Below are 14,440 nucleotides of genomic sequence, written 5' to 3'. Positions count from 1 at the left end.
GGAAAACAAAATATGCGCCAGAGGAGAAGCATTCCCGTCAGGCGCACATAGGTTCATGGGTACCGCAACTGCAACCTCATAAGGCTAACACAGCCCGGCCGCGGCTCGACGGGGCATCGGGACCAGGGCACCGGGAGCGGGCCGCCGCGCGTCCGAAGCGTTACGTCTCCTCGGCTGCCCCGTGTCCTGCCGCCGGTAGGTTGACCCGGCCCACCGCACCGAGCAACACCAGGGAGAACCACATGCGCCGTACCCACGCCGTCGTCGTCGGCACGGTGAGCGCCGTGCTCCTGGCGGCGGCCGCCACCGGCTGCGGCCCGGAGGCGACCGGGAAGGCGACGAGCTCCCCCTCCCCGGCCTCGGCGAGCCCCTCGCCCACGGCCACGGCCGCACCGACAACGCCGCCGACGCCCACGCCCGAGGCGAGCGTCACCACCCGCCCCGCCACGCCCACCGCGCCGCCGTCCCCCGCCTCGTCGTCGAAGACCGCGACCAGGCCGCCGGCGCCGGCGCCGACGTACCTCGCGATGCGGGTGGCCACGCCGGGCGGCGGGCTGACGCTGAGGGCCGGCGGCGCCGCGCAGGAGTTCACCGTCACCCTCCGCAACGGCAACACCCGCGCCTACCGGCACCTCACTCTCGCCCTCCAGATGGAGATCATGCCGGGGGCCACCGCCGACCCCGCCTACCGCCTGGAGCGCTGGGACGCCTCGGCCGGCACCTGGCGCGCGGCCACCCTGCGGATCGCCAACGACGTCTACCCGTACGAGCTCGCCACCGGCGGCACCGCCCTGGCCAAGGACGCGGTGGTCACCCATCGCTACCGCATCCGCGCCGCCACCGGTGCCGCGTCCGGCCCCAACCCGCTCATGATCGGCCTGATCGACACGGACGCGGACACCCGCGTGCAGCGGGCCTCACTGCCCCAGACCACGCTCGCCCCGTAGCCGTAGCCGTAGCCGTAGCCGTAGATCCCCACGTGGGAGACTGTGCGCATGGCAGCGTCAGGGGAGTTCGAACCGGAGTCGGAACGGGTGACGCGGCACCTCCGGGACGAGATTCTCGACGGGGTCCGCCCGCCCGGGAGCAAGCTCGTGGAGCGCGAGCTGGCGGCCCAGCTGGGCGTCAGCAGGGTCCCCGTACGGGACGCGCTGCGGGCGCTGGTCGCCGAGGGCCTGGTCACACCGCGGCCCCGCACCTGGGCGATCGTGCGCGAGTTCACCGCCTCCGACGTCGCGGACCTGACCGAGGTACGGGCCGCCCTGGAGGTGCTGACCTTCCGGCTCGCCGCCGAGCGGCGGACCCGGGACGGACTCGCGCGGCTGCGCGCCCGCCTGGACGAGGAGCTGGCCGCCGTCCGCGCCGGGGACGCCGTGGCCGCCCGGCGCGCCGCGGCGGACTTCCACGAGACCGTCACGGAGCTGGCCGACAACGAGGTCCTGACCGAACTGGCCACCATCTGGCGCAGCCGGATGCGCTGGCTGCTCGGCCAGCACGACCACCACCTCGACATGGCCGAGGACCACGAGCTGCTGTACGGCGCCATCGCCGAACGCGACACCACGCTCGTCGAGGAACTGGTCGTCCGGCACCTGGAGCACAGCCGCCGCGCGATCGCCGACCACCGCCGCGAGGCGTGACCGTGAAGATCCACCGGCACCGGGAGCTGACGAGATGACCGCAGGACGCCACCCAGGACACCTGCTCAGGGCACAAGACCGGCCGGCGACGCCCTGGCGCAACGGCGGTGGTGTGACCCGCGAGGTGGCCGCCGGGCCCGCCGACGCGGGTCTTGACGAGTTCAGCTGGCGGGTCAGCCTCGCCGATGTCGCGGCCGGCGGCCCGTTCTCCGCCTTCCCGGGCGTGGACCGGATCATCACGGTCGTCGACGGCCCCGGCATGGAGCTGACGATCGACGGGACCCCGCACCTCGTCGACACCGCCTACCAGCCGTTCGCCTTCTCCGGCGACGCGGCCACGGACTGCCGTCTCCTGGGCGGCCCGCTCGTCGACTTCAATGTGATGACCCGGCGTACGGCCGCCACGGCGGAGGTACGGCCGACCCGGGAGCCGTTCGAGATCGCCGCCCCGGCGGCCGGTGGCGTGACCCTGGTCGTCGTGCTGTCGGGCACGGCCACCGAGACCGGCTCCGGCCGCACCCTGGAGCGCTTCGACGCGGTCCTGTTCGACCGCGAAGGCCAGACCGGCGCCTTCCGCGTGGACGGTGTGACGGCCGTGGTCACGGTGACGCCCGCAGCGAACTGAGGCCTCAGTTGCCGCCGGGCTCGTAGTTGGTCAGGACGCACCCGTCGGCACTGGCCTTCTCCAGGCGGTAGCCCGCAGGGGCGGTGAAGCCCGGCTCGCAGTTCAGGTAGAGGAACTGGAGCTGGTACAGGCCGTTGCGGACGGCCGGGTCGTTCGTCTCCACCGCGATGTTCTGGCCGACGAGCAGCAGGCTCGCCGTGAAACTGAGCCGGTTGTCGTCCTTCAGGTCCTCGCGCTGGGCGTCCCTGGCCCGGTTCTGAAGGAGCGTCATGTCGTAGACGGTGTCGATCCAGTTGAGGTCGTGGGCGCGCTGCGCCCCCGCCGGGTAGCCGCACAACGCGCGGTCCTCGACGCCCCAGGCGCGGTGGTCACCGGTGATGACGGGCCGGTAGTCGATCGACTCGACCGCGAGGGTGTCGGGGTCGGTCGAATAGTTCGCGCAGTCGATGTGGTTCGGGTGGAGCATCTTCTTCAGCTCGTCCAGGCTCTCGGCGCGCGGCAGCCCCAGGCTTCCCTCGGCCGGCTGCCCCGGCTTGCCGGACGGCTCGTCGCCCGCGGCCGGATCGCGCGGCGCCTCGAAGTTCGGGCTGCCGGAGCCGTCCGCGCTGCCGACGAAGTCGCTCAGGACGCAGCCGTCGACCAAGGCCTTCTCGCGCTTGTACCCCTCCGGCACGGTGGCCGTCGGATTGCAGGTGAGAATGCGCAGATCCGAACGGGACAGCTTGAGCGCGGTCTTGGTCTCCGTCGGCGTGACGGCGAAGTTCTTGCCGACGAACACCCGGCTGAAGAGACCGTACGTGGCCTCGCCCGCCGCGATCTTGTCCAACACCCGCTTCTTGTAGCCCTCCTGGAACGCCTTCATGTCGGAGGTCAGGTAGAAGATCAACTCGCCGTGCTCGACCCGGTCGCTGCACACACCCCGCTCGGTCACCGCCCACTTCCCGACCGTCGTGAGGTCGGTGAGCGGCAGTCGCGAGTCGTTCGGATCCGTCCCCATCTTCTCGCAGGACGCGTAACCCTGCACGTACGCCTGCGCCTGCTCCAGTGAGGAGACGTCAGTTCCCTTGCCCGGCATGGCGGTCGGACTGGTCACCTCGACGGTGCGGTCGTGGCCGGTGTCCTCGCAGGCCGTGAGCGCGGTCAGTGCGGCGATGGTGGTGAGGGCGGTGGTGATCCGCTTGAAGTGCATGGTCCCGTTCCGTCGTGACTGTTTCGATGCAGTGCGGTGCCGTTGGCGTGTGCGATGGCGTGCACATGCTAATCCTGTGATCGAAAACCGCGTCGCCTCGCGCGCCCGTCAGCCGGACGTGAACAGCGGAACCACCGGGCGCAGGACCGTCCGGTCAGTTGACCGGCGTCGGCGGGGCCTGGCCGTCCTCGAAGAGGAGCTTCGGGGTGCCGGTGCCGTCGGCGGGGACGGTCCAGGTGTCGTTGCTGTTGGGGCGGGTGTCGGCGGGGAGGGCGTAGGCGAGGGTGTGGTCGTCGAGCCAGACGGCCTGGTCGTCGACGCTGCGGCGCTCGGCGAGCGTGTTGGACTTCAACGTGCGCAGATCCAGTACGTGTTCGCGCCACAGCGCGGCTGTTCCGAGGACCCGCTTCTTGTACGCGACGCGGGTGCCGTCCGGGGACAGCGACGGGCACTCCACGTTCCGCGTCAGGGTGGTCACCGCGCGGGCCCGCACCGAGCCGCGCACCAGATAGGTGTCGTCGCCCGTGGACAGGGTCGCGTAGAAGGTGTCGTCGTCGGTCGCGAACGTGACGCCCCAGAAGTTGACGTCCTGGTTGCGGTACGGGCGCCCCTCCAGGGTGATCGCGAACTCCTCCAGGTTCGGGGTGAGTTGCCAGTCACGGGTGTCCAGGATCGAGGTGCGGGTGGAGAAGAAGGCAGTGCCGTACGACTCGCCCTTCACGAACACCGTCCAGGCGGCCAGCTTCCCGCTGGGGGAGACCCGGGCGCGGCTCGGGATGCCGGCGAGCGGATAGCTCTTCACGGTGCGCAGGCCCGCGTCGAGGATCTGCGCGCGGTACGCGGGGCGGCCGAGGGCCGTCGTGGACTGCAGGCACACACCGGTGCCCGCGGCCGAGTGGAAGCGCAGACAGCTCAGGTCGGAGGCGGTACGGACGGAGCCCGCCGCCCGGTCGGCCTGCACCGACACCAGGTGGTCGCGCTGCGGCCCGGCGGCCGTGTTGCGGAAGACGAGGCGGCCCGGCTCGTCGAGGGTGACCCGGCCCGCGGTGAACGCCGGGCCGCCCGGGCGCGGCTTGTTCTCCTCCTCGGCTCGGTCGGCGGCGGACAGCACCGACCAGGCGCCGACACCCCCGAGCAGCAGCACCCCGACGGCCAGGACCAGCAGTCGGCGCAGCGGGGTCAGGGCCATCACTTCTCTCCCGGGGACGAGGACAAGGCAGGGGCGGTCGGGCGCAGGGCCACGCCCGCCGCCGTCGCACAGCACGCGAGCCCGGCCGCCGCCGCGGCGAGCGCGGGCCCGTCGCCCCACGCCGCCCACGCCGCGCCGAACGCCAGCGAGCAGCAGAACCGGGCGAGCGCCTGGCCGGTGCCGACCAGGGCGAGCCCGCTCGCCCGCAGCCGCTCCGGCACCACCGCGCCCACCGCCGCCGGCAGCACCCCGTCGGTCGCGGCGTAGAACGCGCCGTGCAGCACGAGCACCAGGTACGGCAGGGCCGGCGTCGCCGGGGCCCACAGCAGCAGCGCGTACGCGAGGAGCAGCCCCGCGTGGCCGGCCAGGAAGACGGTGCGCCGGCCCACCCGGTCCGCGAGCCGCCCGAGCGGCAGCGCGAGCAGCAGGAAGACCGTCGCCGTGCCCAGCGGCAGCAGCGGGAACAGCTGCTCGGCGACTCCGGTACGGCGCTGCACCAGGAGGTAGAGGAAGGCGTCGCTGACCGTCGTCAGACCGAGCAGCACCGCGCAGCCGAACAGCACCCGAAGCCGCCGGGTGCGCAACAGCCCGAAGGCCGCCCGCAGATCGGCCTTCCCGACCGGCGCCGCCGCCGCGGCCTCCGACGCCTCCGGTGCCTGCTTCTTCCCGCCCGGTACGAAAAGCAGCAGGACCAGGACACCCAGCGCGGCCACGCACCCGCTGACCGCGAACACCGCGTCGTAACCCCCCGCCGCCACACCGAGGATGAGGAAGGCGAGCATCGGGCCGAGCAGCGCTCCGGTGGTGTCCATCGCCCGGTGCACGCCGAACGCCCGGCCCTGCCGCTCCGGCGGCGCCGACAGCGAGATCAGCGCGTCGCGCGGGGCGGTGCGCAGGCCCTTGCCCGTACGGTCCAGGGCGAGGGCCGCGCCCAGGGCGCCCATGTGGTGCACGAGGAGCAGCGGCTTGCACAGCGCCGACAGGCCGTAGCCGATCCCCGCCACCAGCTTGTGGTTGCGCACCCGGTCGGCGAGATGGCCGCCGGTCAGCTGGACCAGGGCGCTCACCCCGTTCTGCACGCCGTCGAGCACACCGAAGCCGAGCGGGCTGAGCCCGAGCCCGAGGACCAGGTACAGCGGCAGGACGGCGGTGACCATCTCGGTCGAGACATCGGTGATCAGGCTGACCGCGCCGAGCGCGAAGACGGTCGGCGAGACCGCCCGTACCGTGCCGCGAACACGTTCCTGCGCGGTGGCGGTCCCGCGCGGGGCGGAGCGATCGGCCAGGTACACGGGCAAGGACTCCAGCCTCGTCGAACGGGTGGACGCGCGCCCACTGTAACGGCTGACGCCCGGCGGAACGGCAGGATCGGTGCGGCTTCGCGGCTGCTTGCCACCAATTCCGCGAAAGGCCTCATCGTCACCGTGTTGTGCGCCTATCTTCCCGTTGTACGCTGCGAGTTGAGCGCAGTCATCGTGCTGTGCCCAGGGGGTGTTCGAGGGGGACCTGATCGGCACGTCCGGAGGATGGGGATCCACCGGGGTGACCGAGCGGACGCGTGGGCGCGGTGCCGCCCGGGGGGTTGGAGGAGACCTTCCCGGCCTGCCGTGACGCGCTCCCGCACGTGAAAGGCCGTCCCCCTCACCACACCCCCGCCGCTCTCATCGCTCAGCACCGCACCACAACGGCCCGCCCACACCGGGCCGTTCACACGCCGACCCGGACCAGCCGCTCTGGACCGGACCGACCCGAGGGGGGTGGGTGTGTCAGATCGTCCTGCCAACACACCCGACATTCCACACAGTTCACGGCTGACGAAGCTCTCCCGAGCCGACGGAACGCTCCACGAACTCGCCACCCGACTGCTCACCGTGGCGGAGCGCGGACTTCCGCGGATGCTCCTGCCGAACGGCGCCGGATTCGTCTTCACCCGCGCCGGGCGCCCCACGGGCGCCGGCTCCTTCGAGCTGGATCAGCGGGGCACCAGCATCCGCTACGCGGCGATCACCGCCCTCGGCGCGCGCTTCCTGCCCGCCGACCGGCAGCGCGCGGTGCTCGGCGGCCACACCGCCGAGGAGTTCACCGGGGAGCTGATCGAGCGGCTGCCCGGGGTGCGGAACCTCGGCGACGCCGCGCTCATCGCCTGGGCCGCCGCCGAGACCGGACACCCCAAGCTGTCCGACGCCCTCGACCGGGTCGCCCTCCTCGACCCGCCCGGCCGGCCCCAGTACACCGTCGAGGCCGCCTGGGTGCTCTCGGCGCTCGCCGCCGCGCGTCCCCTCCTCGACGTCGAGCAGCGGCTCGCCGCCGCCCGCGACCGGCTGCTGCGCGCCCGGATCGGCCGCAGCCCGCTCTTCCCGCACGCCACCGGGCCGGGCCTCAACCCCTGGTACCGCGCCCACATCGGCTGCTTCGCCGACCAGACGTACCCCCTGCAGGCGCTCGCCCGCGCCCACGCGAGCGGCGACGACCCGCAGGCGCTGGCCGCCGCCGACGCCTGCGCCACCCGGATCTGCGCCCTCCAGGGCGAGGGCGGCCAGTGGTGGTGGCATTACGACGCCCGCCGCGGCACCCTCGTCGAGGGCTACCCCGTCTACAGCGTGCACCAGCACGCCATGGCCCCCACCGCGCTGCTCGACCTCGCCGAGGCCGGCGGCACCGACTTCGGCGAGCCGATCCGCCGCGGACTGCGCTGGATGACCGAGGTGCCCGAGCTCGCCCGCGCCGGCGCCGCCGAGCCGATGATCCTCGACGAGCTCGGGGTGACCTGGCGCAAGGTCTACCGCGGCGACCCGAAGAAGGCCGTCCGCGCCGCTCGCGGCCTGAGCACCCGCCTGCTGCCGGGCCTGCGGCTCGGGGCGCTCGACGCCGTGTTCAAGCCCGCGTCCGTGGACCGCGAGTGCCGCCCGTACGAGTTCGGCTGGATGCTCTTCGCCTGGCTCGGCGCGCTCCCCGGGAGTGGCGAGAGATGACCCCGCGTCAGAACACCCCGCACCCGAGCACCCCGCGTCAGAACCTCTTCGGTGTCACCCTCGACGCCCTCACCATGGACCAGACCGTCGCCCGGTGCCTCGCCGCGATCCGGGTCGGCGAGCGCCTGGAGATCGGCGTCGTCAACGCCGCCAAGCTGGTCAACATGCGCCGCGACCCCGCCCTCGCCCGGGCCGTCTCCGGCTGCGACCTGGTCCTCGCCGACGGCCAGGCCGTGGTCTGGGCGAGCCGGCTGCTCCGCCGCCCGCTGCCCGAACGGGTCGCCGGTATCGACCTGTTCACCCGGCTGCTCGCCGAGGCCGAACGCGAGGGCCTGTCCGTCTACTTCCTCGGCGCCAAGCAGCACGTCCTGGACGAGATGCTGCGCCGGATCGCCGTCCGCCACCCCCGTCTGAGGGTCGCGGGCAGCCGCAACGGCTACTTCGCCGACGCCGAACAGCCCGCCGTCGCCGACGCCATCGCCGCCGGCGGCGCGGACCTGCTCTTCCTCGGCATGACCTCGCCCAAGAAGGAGATCTTCACCGCCGGTTACGGCGAGCGCAGCAAGGTGGCGCTCGTGCACGGCGTCGGCGGCTCCTTCGACGTGCTCGCCGGCGTCACCCGCCGGGCCCCCGAACGCTGGCAGCGGCTCGGCCTCGAATGGCTCTACCGCACCCTGCAGGAACCCCGCCGGCTCGGCCGCCGCTACCTCACCACCAATGTCTCCTTCGCCCTGATGACCGGCCGTGAGCTGCTGCTCGGCCGTACCGCCTCACCGTCGATCAGCACCGCCAGCAGGGGGGAATCGTGATGCGCCGCGTCGTCGTCGTGGGCCAGGGATACGTCGGACTGCCGCTCGCCATCCGCGCCGCCGAGACCGGTCACGAGGTGATCGGCTACGACGTGGACACCGAGCGGGTGAAGAGCCTCGCCGCCGGGGAGTCGTACGTCGAGGACGTCTCCGCCGAGCGGATCCGCGCCGCGCTCGACGCCGGGACCTACCGGGCCAGCGACTCCGTACGGGACTGCGGCGGCTTCGACGTCGCCGTCGTCACCGTGCCCACCCCGCTGCACGAGGGCACCCCCGACCTGCGCTACATCGAGGAGTCGGCCCGCGCCCTCGCCCGCTATCTGCGCCCAGGAGCCACCGTCATCCTGGAGTCGACCACCTACCCCGGCACCACCCAGGAGCTCTTCGGACCGCTCCTCGAAGAGGGCTCCGGACTCGTCGCGGGCGCCGACTTCCACCTCGGCTACAGCCCCGAGCGGATCGACCCCGGCAACCCGGTCTGGGGCTTCGAGCAGACCCCGAAGATCGTCTCCGGAGTGGACGCCGGCTCCCTCAAGGCAGTCCAGGAGTTCTACGACGCCCTGGTGGAGACCACCGTGCCCGTCGGCTCGCCCAAGGAGGCCGAGCTCGCCAAACTCCTGGAGAACACCTTCCGGCACGTCAACATCGCCCTCGTCAACGAGATAGCGATGTTCGCCCGCCACCTCGACATCGACGTCTGGCAGGCCATCGACGCCGCCTCCAGCAAGCCCTTCGGCTTCATGCGCTTCACCCCCGGACCCGGCGTCGGCGGCCACTGCCTGCCGATCGACCCCTCCTACCTGTCCTGGCGGGTGCAGCGCGAACTCGGGCAGAGCTTCCGCTTCGTCGAACTCGCCAACGACATCAACAACCACATGCCCGACTACGTCACCCGGCGCCTGGTCAACGCCTTCAACACCCGCAAGCGGTCCGTCAACGGCTCCCGCATCCTGCTCCTCGGCCTCGCCTACAAGAAGAACACCGGCGACGCCCGCGAGTCGCCCGCGCTCCGCATCTCCCAACTCCTCCTGGACATGGGCGCCGAGGTCCGCGCCGCCGACCCGCACGTCGTCGAGGGCCAGCTGGTCGACAACCGGCTCGTCCGGGTCGAACTCACCGAGGCCGAGCTCGCCGCCGCCGACGCGGTGGTGCTCCTCACCGACCACGACGCCTTCGACTACGCCCTCGTCGAGGCCCACGCCGACTACGTACTCGACTGCCGCCGCCGGCTGAGCGGTCCCCGGATCGAGGTGCTCTGACCCCCATGCGGACCCCCATGAGGATCATCTGTGTCGCCGGCGCGCGACCGAACTACATGAAGATCAAACCGGTGTTGGACGCCCTGGAGGCGCACGGCGCCGAGACCTTCCTCGTCCACACCGGCCAGCACTACGACCCGGCCATGAACGACGTGTTCTTCCAGGACCTGGGCCTGCGCCCGCCCGACCGCTTCCTCGGCGTCGGCTCCGGCAGCCACGCCGCCCAGACCGGCCGGGTCATGACCGCCTTCGAGCCCCTCGTCGACGAACTCGCCCCGGACCTCGTGGTCGTGGTCGGCGACGTCAACTCCACCCTCGCCTGCGCCCTCGTCACCGCCAAGGCCGGCCCGCTGCTCGCCCATGTCGAGGCCGGCCTGCGCAGCCGCGACTGGTCGATGCCCGAGGAGGTCAACCGGCTCGCCACCGACCGGGTCAGCGACTATCTGCTCGCCCCGTCCGAGGACGCCGCCGACAACCTGCGCGCCGAGGGCTATCACGAGTACCAGATCCACGTGGTGGGCAACGTCATGATCGACACCCTCTTCGCCAACCTCGACCGGGCCAAGGCCTCGGACACCTTGTCCGGCCTCGGCCTCACCCCCGGCTCGTACGGACTGGTCACCCTGCACCGGCCCGCCAATGTCGACGACCCGGAGATCCTCGCCGGCCTGCTCAAGGGCCTCGGCGAGGTCGCCGCGCACTGTCCGCTGGTGCTGCCCGTGCACCCCCGGGCCGCCGAGAAGATCGACGCGATCGGGGCACCGGGCGGAATCCGGCTCGTCCCGCCCGCCGGCTACCTCGACTTCATCGCCCTCCAGGCCGGCGCCCGGATCGTGCTCACCGACTCCGGCGGCGTCCAGGAGGAGACCACCGCGCTCGGCGTGCCCTGCGTCACCCTGCGGGACAACACCGAACGCCCGATCACCGTCGAGCAGGGCACCAATGTGCTCGCCGGCCGCGACCCGGACCGGATCCTCGCCACCGCCCTGAAGCTCCTCGACGACCCGCCGCCGCCCCGCCGCCCCGCCCTGTGGGACGGCCGGGCCGGGGAGCGGATCGCCCGGGTGCTCCTCGACGGCGGCACCGCCGCCACCCGCCCCAGGCCCACCGACGGCCGCTGAACCGCCGCACGTGGTGATCGCGAAGAGCCCACGTTCGATCGCGATCCCACCTATTCTCATCTGCGGTACGGCAGTTGAGCAGCCGCCGCCGAACGGGGGCGCGCAAGGGGGAATGCCATGGACCTCGCAGAGATCTTCCGGGTCATGTGCCGGCGGTGGTACGTCCTGCTGCCCGGCCTTCTGCTCACCGCCGGGCTCACGGTGGGCGCGTGGCTGCTCGTACCCGTTTCGTACGAGTCGCAGAGCACCGTCGCGATGCTCAACTCCCGCAAGGGCGCGGAGGCCGACGGCAACCCCTTCCTCAGCATGGAGCCCTCGCTCACCGGCATGGCCGACAGCCTCGCCCGCAACGTCAACTCCGACGCCTCCGTCGCCGAGTTGAAGACCCAGGGGATGCGCGAGAAGTACGAGGCGAAGATCGCGGACAACGCGCAGGGACCGCTGCTCTGGCTCACCGTGACCGGCCGGGACCGGGACGCGGTCCTGGCCGGGAACAAGACCCTCATGGCGTTCACCGCGCAGCGGCTCAAGGACCTCCAGGCGGACCAGAAGGTCTCGCCGGACGCCATGATCCGGATCACCACGATCGTCCCGCCGCAGGACCCCGAACCCCAGCTGAAGTCCAAGGTCCAGTACCTGATCATGGCCGCAGGGCTCGGCATCGTGCTCAGCCTCGTGGCGACCTTCTTCGCCGAGGCGCGGCGCCGTGCCAAGGACCGCGCCAAGGCGCGGGCCCTCGCCGCCGAGCCGTCCGCCGAAGCGGCGGAAGCCGGACCGGAGGCGGACGCCGACGCGGACGCGGACCCGGATGCGGCCGAAGGCGACGAAGGCGAGGACCGGGCTCCCGTACCCCAGCAGCTCGACCAGCCCACCGTGCAGCTGCCCGTCCTGCCCGTCTCCGAGCGCCGCCCCGCCAAACGACCCCCCTCCTGGGCCAAGTGACGGGACACCCACCACCCATGGCGAACGACTCCGCCACCCCTGCCGCAGCACCAGAAGGCCTCGGCACCAAGGTCCGCTCCGCGACCCGCTGGAGCCTGATCAACACCGTGGTGATGCGGCTCGGCAACTTCGCCACCGGCATCGTCCTGGTCCGCTACGTCCTCGACCCCGCCGCCTGGGGCGTGTACGGCGTCGCCCAGACCGTCCTCATGGTGCTGCTCGCCGCCAACGAGCTCGGCGTCACCCTCGCCGTCGTGCGCTGGGAGGGCGACGTGCGGCGCTTCGCGCCCACCGTCCTCACCCTCGGCGCCCTGTCCAGCTCCCTGCTCTACGTCGCGCTGTTCGCCGCCGCCCCCGGCGTCGCCGCGCTCCTCGGCGCCCCCGAGGCCACCGCCGTCCTGCGGGTGATGTGCCTCTGTCTGATCCTCGACGGCCTGGCCCAGGTGCCCGCCGGAGTCCTCACCCGTGAGTTCCGGCAGGGCCGCCGGATGATCGTCGACGCCCTGAACTTCGTCGTCAGCACCACCGTGACCCTGGTCCTCGCCCTCCAGGGCTGGGGCGCCATGAGCTTCGCCTGCGGCGCCGTCGCCGGCAACGTGGTCGCCCTGGCCGGCTGCGCGCTCGCCGCGCCGGGCATGCTCCGCTTCGGCTGGGACCGCGAGCAGGCCCGGGCGCTGCTCCGCTTCGGCCTGCCGCTGGCCGGCGCCAGCCTCCTCTCGCTCGCCGTGGTCAACGCCGACGCGATGATCGTCGGCGCCGTCCTCGGCCATGTCGCCCTCGGCTTCTACATGCTCGCCTTCAACATGGCGGGCTGGCCGGTGCGGGTCATCTCCGAGACGGCGCGCCGGGTGTCCTTCGCCGGCTTCTCCCGGCTCGCCGACACCCCGAAGGCCCTCTCCGACGGCTTCGCCCGCGCCCTCGGCGCGCTGATGACCGCCACCGTGCCCGCCTGCGTCCTGCTCGGCGCGCTCGCCGGACCCCTGGTCGAGCTCGTGTACGGGGCGAAGTGGCGGCCCGCCGCCGAGGCGCTGCCGTGGCTGATGGCCCTCGGCCTGGCCAGGATCGCCGCCGAGCTCACGTACGACTGTCTCGTCGCGATCGGCCGGCGCCGCGCCCTGCTGCTCATCCAGGGCCTGTGGCTGGTCACCCTGGTGCCCGTGCTCGTCCTCGCGGCCCGGGCCGGCGGCATCGAGACGGTCGCCGCCGGCCATGTGGTCGTCGCGGGAGCCGTCGTCCTGCCCGTCTTCGTGCTCGCCCTGCGGCGCGGCGGCGTCGCCGTCCGGGCCCTGGTCCGGGTGTGCGTACGGCCGGTGCTCGGCGGCCTCGTCATGGCCCTGGTCCTGGCGGTACTGCGGCAGCGACTGGGGGAGGGGGCGCTCGCCGTGTGCGCCACCAGTGTCATCGGACTGGTGTGTTACGCGGTGTGCGCGCTGCCCGCCCGCACACTGGTGCGCGGCGCACACGCCCGGCTCGGCCGCGACCGGACCGGGCGGCCGGAGGACACGGGCGCCGCCCCTTCCGTACCGGCACCGAAGCGGCCGGCCGAGCCGGCCCGTGAACGATGAGGTGAGTTCCCTGGCCCGACCCCGTCGCCGCAAGGCCCTCGGCGCGGCGCTGCTCGCCGCCGTCCTGCTGTTCGCCCTGTTCACCTTCACCGGGCTCGGCCAGCAGGCGCTCTGCCTGGGCGGTGCGGCGCTGTGCGACTCGCGCGCCATCACCGCCCCCGGCGCCGACGGCGGCCCCTCCGGGAAGGCCGACGACGGCAAGCCGGCCGCTCCGAAGGGCTGCGCGCGGCCCCGCGACTGCGGCTACCCGGACGAGACCACCACCGGCCCCCGTACCGCCACGCTCACCCCGCAGAGCACCGGCAACGCGGCCATCCGCACCGACGGCACCGTCATCCGCGGCTGGGACATCACCGGCTCCCTCGATATCTACGCCAACAACGTCACCGTCGTCGACAGCCGGATCACCTCCACCAACTGGTGGGGCATCAACCTGCGCCCCGGCTTCTCCGGCCTGAAGATCCTCCACACCACCATCACCGCCGTGCCCGGCAAGGGCCTGAACAACGGCGGCTCGGACTACGCGGTCTCCAACATGTCCACCAGCTCGATCGAGATCGGCTACTGCGACATCTCGGTCTTCGGCGACGCCCTCTCCATGGGCCAGGGCGAGATCCACGACAACTACGTGCACGACATCGTCCCGTTCAAGAACCTGGACGGCGAATGGCAGCACACCAACGCCGTCATCAGCAATGGCGGAGGCAAGGGCAAGCTGACCATCCGTCACAACACGCTGCTCAACCCGACACCCGTCGAGAAGGGCGCCTCCGCCGCCGTCGGACTGTTCGCCGACAGCGCGCCGGTCACCGGCACCGTCGTCCACGACAACTGGCTGGCGGGCGGCGCCTATACGCTCTACGCGGGCGGCAAGGACTCCTCGGGCATCGAGGTCACCGACAACGTCTTCTCGCCGCAGTACTACCCGGCGGGCGGCAAGTACGGCCCCGTCTCCTACTGGAACCCCACCGGAAAGGGCAACGTCTGGCGGGGCAACCGGATGGCCGACGGCACCCCCGTGAACCCGCCACCGCCGAACTGACCGATGCCGCCCGGCCGTTCGGAAAGTGCGAGGTCACGTTCCGGGCATCGACCTGATAAATCCCCTCATCGGGCACTACGGTGGGCC

General features: G+C 72.4%; 14 protein-coding genes. 10 read left to right on the top strand and 4 right to left on the bottom strand.

Translation table 11 applies throughout. The features are described from left to right. Positions 1-160: 160 nt before the first annotated feature. Complete coding sequence (locus tag JAO84_RS03535; protein WP_370410300.1) at positions 161-541, bottom strand: hypothetical protein; 381 nt, start codon at positions 539-541, stop codon at positions 161-163. On the opposite strand from JAO84_RS03535, the gene JAO84_RS03530 reads away from it, so the two are divergent. The 3 genes from JAO84_RS03530 to JAO84_RS03520 are packed head-to-tail and all read left to right on the top strand — an operon-like array spanning position 528 to position 2,265. Continuing rightward, on the top strand, positions 528-947 hold the full coding sequence (locus tag JAO84_RS03530) for a hypothetical protein (RefSeq protein ID WP_370410298.1): 420 nt from the start codon (positions 528-530) through the stop codon (positions 945-947). The genes JAO84_RS03535 and JAO84_RS03530 overlap by 14 nt on opposite strands. A gap of 48 nt (positions 948-995) precedes the next feature. Continuing rightward, on the top strand, positions 996-1,640 hold the full coding sequence (locus tag JAO84_RS03525; RefSeq protein WP_370410296.1) for a GntR family transcriptional regulator: 645 nt from the start codon (positions 996-998) through the stop codon (positions 1,638-1,640). A gap of 34 nt (positions 1,641-1,674) precedes the next feature. Beyond that, a complete protein-coding gene (locus JAO84_RS03520) occupies positions 1,675-2,265 on the top strand; it encodes a HutD family protein (protein WP_370410294.1) in 591 nt (196 codons plus the stop codon). A 4-nt stretch (positions 2,266-2,269) separates the two neighbouring features. Here the strand turns inward: JAO84_RS03520 and JAO84_RS03515 are convergent, their stop codons facing one another. From JAO84_RS03515 to JAO84_RS03505, 3 genes are all read right to left on the bottom strand, one after another. Next, a complete protein-coding gene (locus tag JAO84_RS03515; RefSeq protein WP_370410292.1) occupies positions 2,270-3,454 on the bottom strand; it encodes a hypothetical protein in 1,185 nt (394 codons plus the stop codon). Between the two features lie 154 nt (positions 3,455-3,608). Further along, positions 3,609-4,637, bottom strand: a complete 1,029-nt coding sequence (locus tag JAO84_RS03510; RefSeq protein WP_370416641.1) for a TolB-like translocation protein — start codon at positions 4,635-4,637, stop codon at positions 3,609-3,611. 5 nt (positions 4,638-4,642) lie between these two features. Continuing rightward, positions 4,643-5,935 (bottom strand): MFS transporter, encoded by a 1,293-nt coding sequence (locus tag JAO84_RS03505; RefSeq protein WP_370410290.1) that lies wholly within the window; start codon positions 5,933-5,935, stop codon positions 4,643-4,645. A gap of 471 nt (positions 5,936-6,406) precedes the next feature. Here JAO84_RS03505 and JAO84_RS03500 point away from each other — a divergent pair, with 471 nt between their 5' ends. From JAO84_RS03500 to JAO84_RS03470, 7 genes are all read left to right on the top strand, one after another. Continuing rightward, on the top strand, positions 6,407-7,615 hold the full coding sequence (locus tag JAO84_RS03500; RefSeq protein WP_370410288.1) for a hypothetical protein: 1,209 nt from the start codon (positions 6,407-6,409) through the stop codon (positions 7,613-7,615). Next, a complete protein-coding gene (locus JAO84_RS03495) occupies positions 7,612-8,424 on the top strand; it encodes a WecB/TagA/CpsF family glycosyltransferase (RefSeq protein WP_370410287.1) in 813 nt (270 codons plus the stop codon). The genes JAO84_RS03500 and JAO84_RS03495 overlap by 4 nt, the downstream gene beginning before the upstream one ends. Continuing rightward, the gene (locus JAO84_RS03490; protein WP_370416640.1) at positions 8,424-9,683 is read left to right on the top strand and encodes a nucleotide sugar dehydrogenase; all 1,260 of its coding nucleotides are present in this window, start codon (positions 8,424-8,426) and stop codon (positions 9,681-9,683) included. The genes JAO84_RS03495 and JAO84_RS03490 overlap by 1 nt, the downstream gene beginning before the upstream one ends. A gap of 5 nt (positions 9,684-9,688) precedes the next feature. Then, positions 9,689-10,804 carry a non-hydrolyzing UDP-N-acetylglucosamine 2-epimerase gene (gene wecB / locus JAO84_RS03485; RefSeq protein WP_370410285.1) on the top strand — a complete coding sequence of 372 codons (1,116 nt, stop codon included), beginning with the start codon at positions 9,689-9,691 and terminating at the stop codon, positions 10,802-10,804. Between the two features lie 117 nt (positions 10,805-10,921). Then, positions 10,922-11,746 carry a chain length determinant protein gene (locus tag JAO84_RS03480; protein ID WP_370410283.1) on the top strand — a complete coding sequence of 275 codons (825 nt, stop codon included), beginning with the start codon at positions 10,922-10,924 and terminating at the stop codon, positions 11,744-11,746. Positions 11,747-11,763: 17 nt separating this feature from the next. Beyond that, positions 11,764-13,311 carry an oligosaccharide flippase family protein gene (locus JAO84_RS03475; protein WP_370410281.1) on the top strand — a complete coding sequence of 516 codons (1,548 nt, stop codon included), beginning with the start codon at positions 11,764-11,766 and terminating at the stop codon, positions 13,309-13,311. A 1-nt stretch (position 13,312) separates the two neighbouring features. Then, complete coding sequence (locus JAO84_RS03470) at positions 13,313-14,353, top strand: hypothetical protein (protein WP_370410279.1); 1,041 nt, start codon at positions 13,313-13,315, stop codon at positions 14,351-14,353. Positions 14,354-14,440: the final 87 nt, after the last annotated feature.

Source organism: Streptomyces fradiae (assembly GCF_041270065.1).
Classification (GTDB): Bacteria; Actinomycetota; Actinomycetes; order Streptomycetales; family Streptomycetaceae; genus Streptomyces.
The sequence above is the reverse complement of the archived record's forward strand: the minus strand, read 5'-3'. Positions and strand labels throughout refer to the sequence as shown.

Excerpts from the sequence above, each read along its gene's own strand:
- JAO84_RS03525 (WP_370410296.1), top strand. The coding sequence starts at position 996 with ATGGCAGCGTCAGGGGAGTTCGAACCGGAGTCGGAACGGGTGACGCGG.
- JAO84_RS03495 (WP_370410287.1), top strand. The coding sequence starts at position 7,612 with ATGACCCCGCGTCAGAACACCCCGCACCCGAGCACCCCGCGTCAGAAC.
- JAO84_RS03480 (WP_370410283.1), top strand. The coding sequence starts at position 10,922 with ATGGACCTCGCAGAGATCTTCCGGGTCATGTGCCGGCGGTGGTACGTC.
- JAO84_RS03490 (WP_370416640.1), top strand. The coding sequence starts at position 8,424 with ATGCGCCGCGTCGTCGTCGTGGGCCAGGGATACGTCGGACTGCCGCTC.
- JAO84_RS03475 (WP_370410281.1), top strand. The coding sequence starts at position 11,764 with ATGGCGAACGACTCCGCCACCCCTGCCGCAGCACCAGAAGGCCTCGGC.
- JAO84_RS03520 (WP_370410294.1), top strand. The coding sequence starts at position 1,675 with ATGACCGCAGGACGCCACCCAGGACACCTGCTCAGGGCACAAGACCGG.
- wecB (WP_370410285.1), top strand. The coding sequence starts at position 9,689 with ATGCGGACCCCCATGAGGATCATCTGTGTCGCCGGCGCGCGACCGAAC.
- JAO84_RS03530 (WP_370410298.1), top strand. The coding sequence starts at position 528 with ATGCGGGTGGCCACGCCGGGCGGCGGGCTGACGCTGAGGGCCGGCGGC.
- JAO84_RS03515 (WP_370410292.1), bottom strand. The coding sequence starts at position 3,454 with ATGCACTTCAAGCGGATCACCACCGCCCTCACCACCATCGCCGCACTG.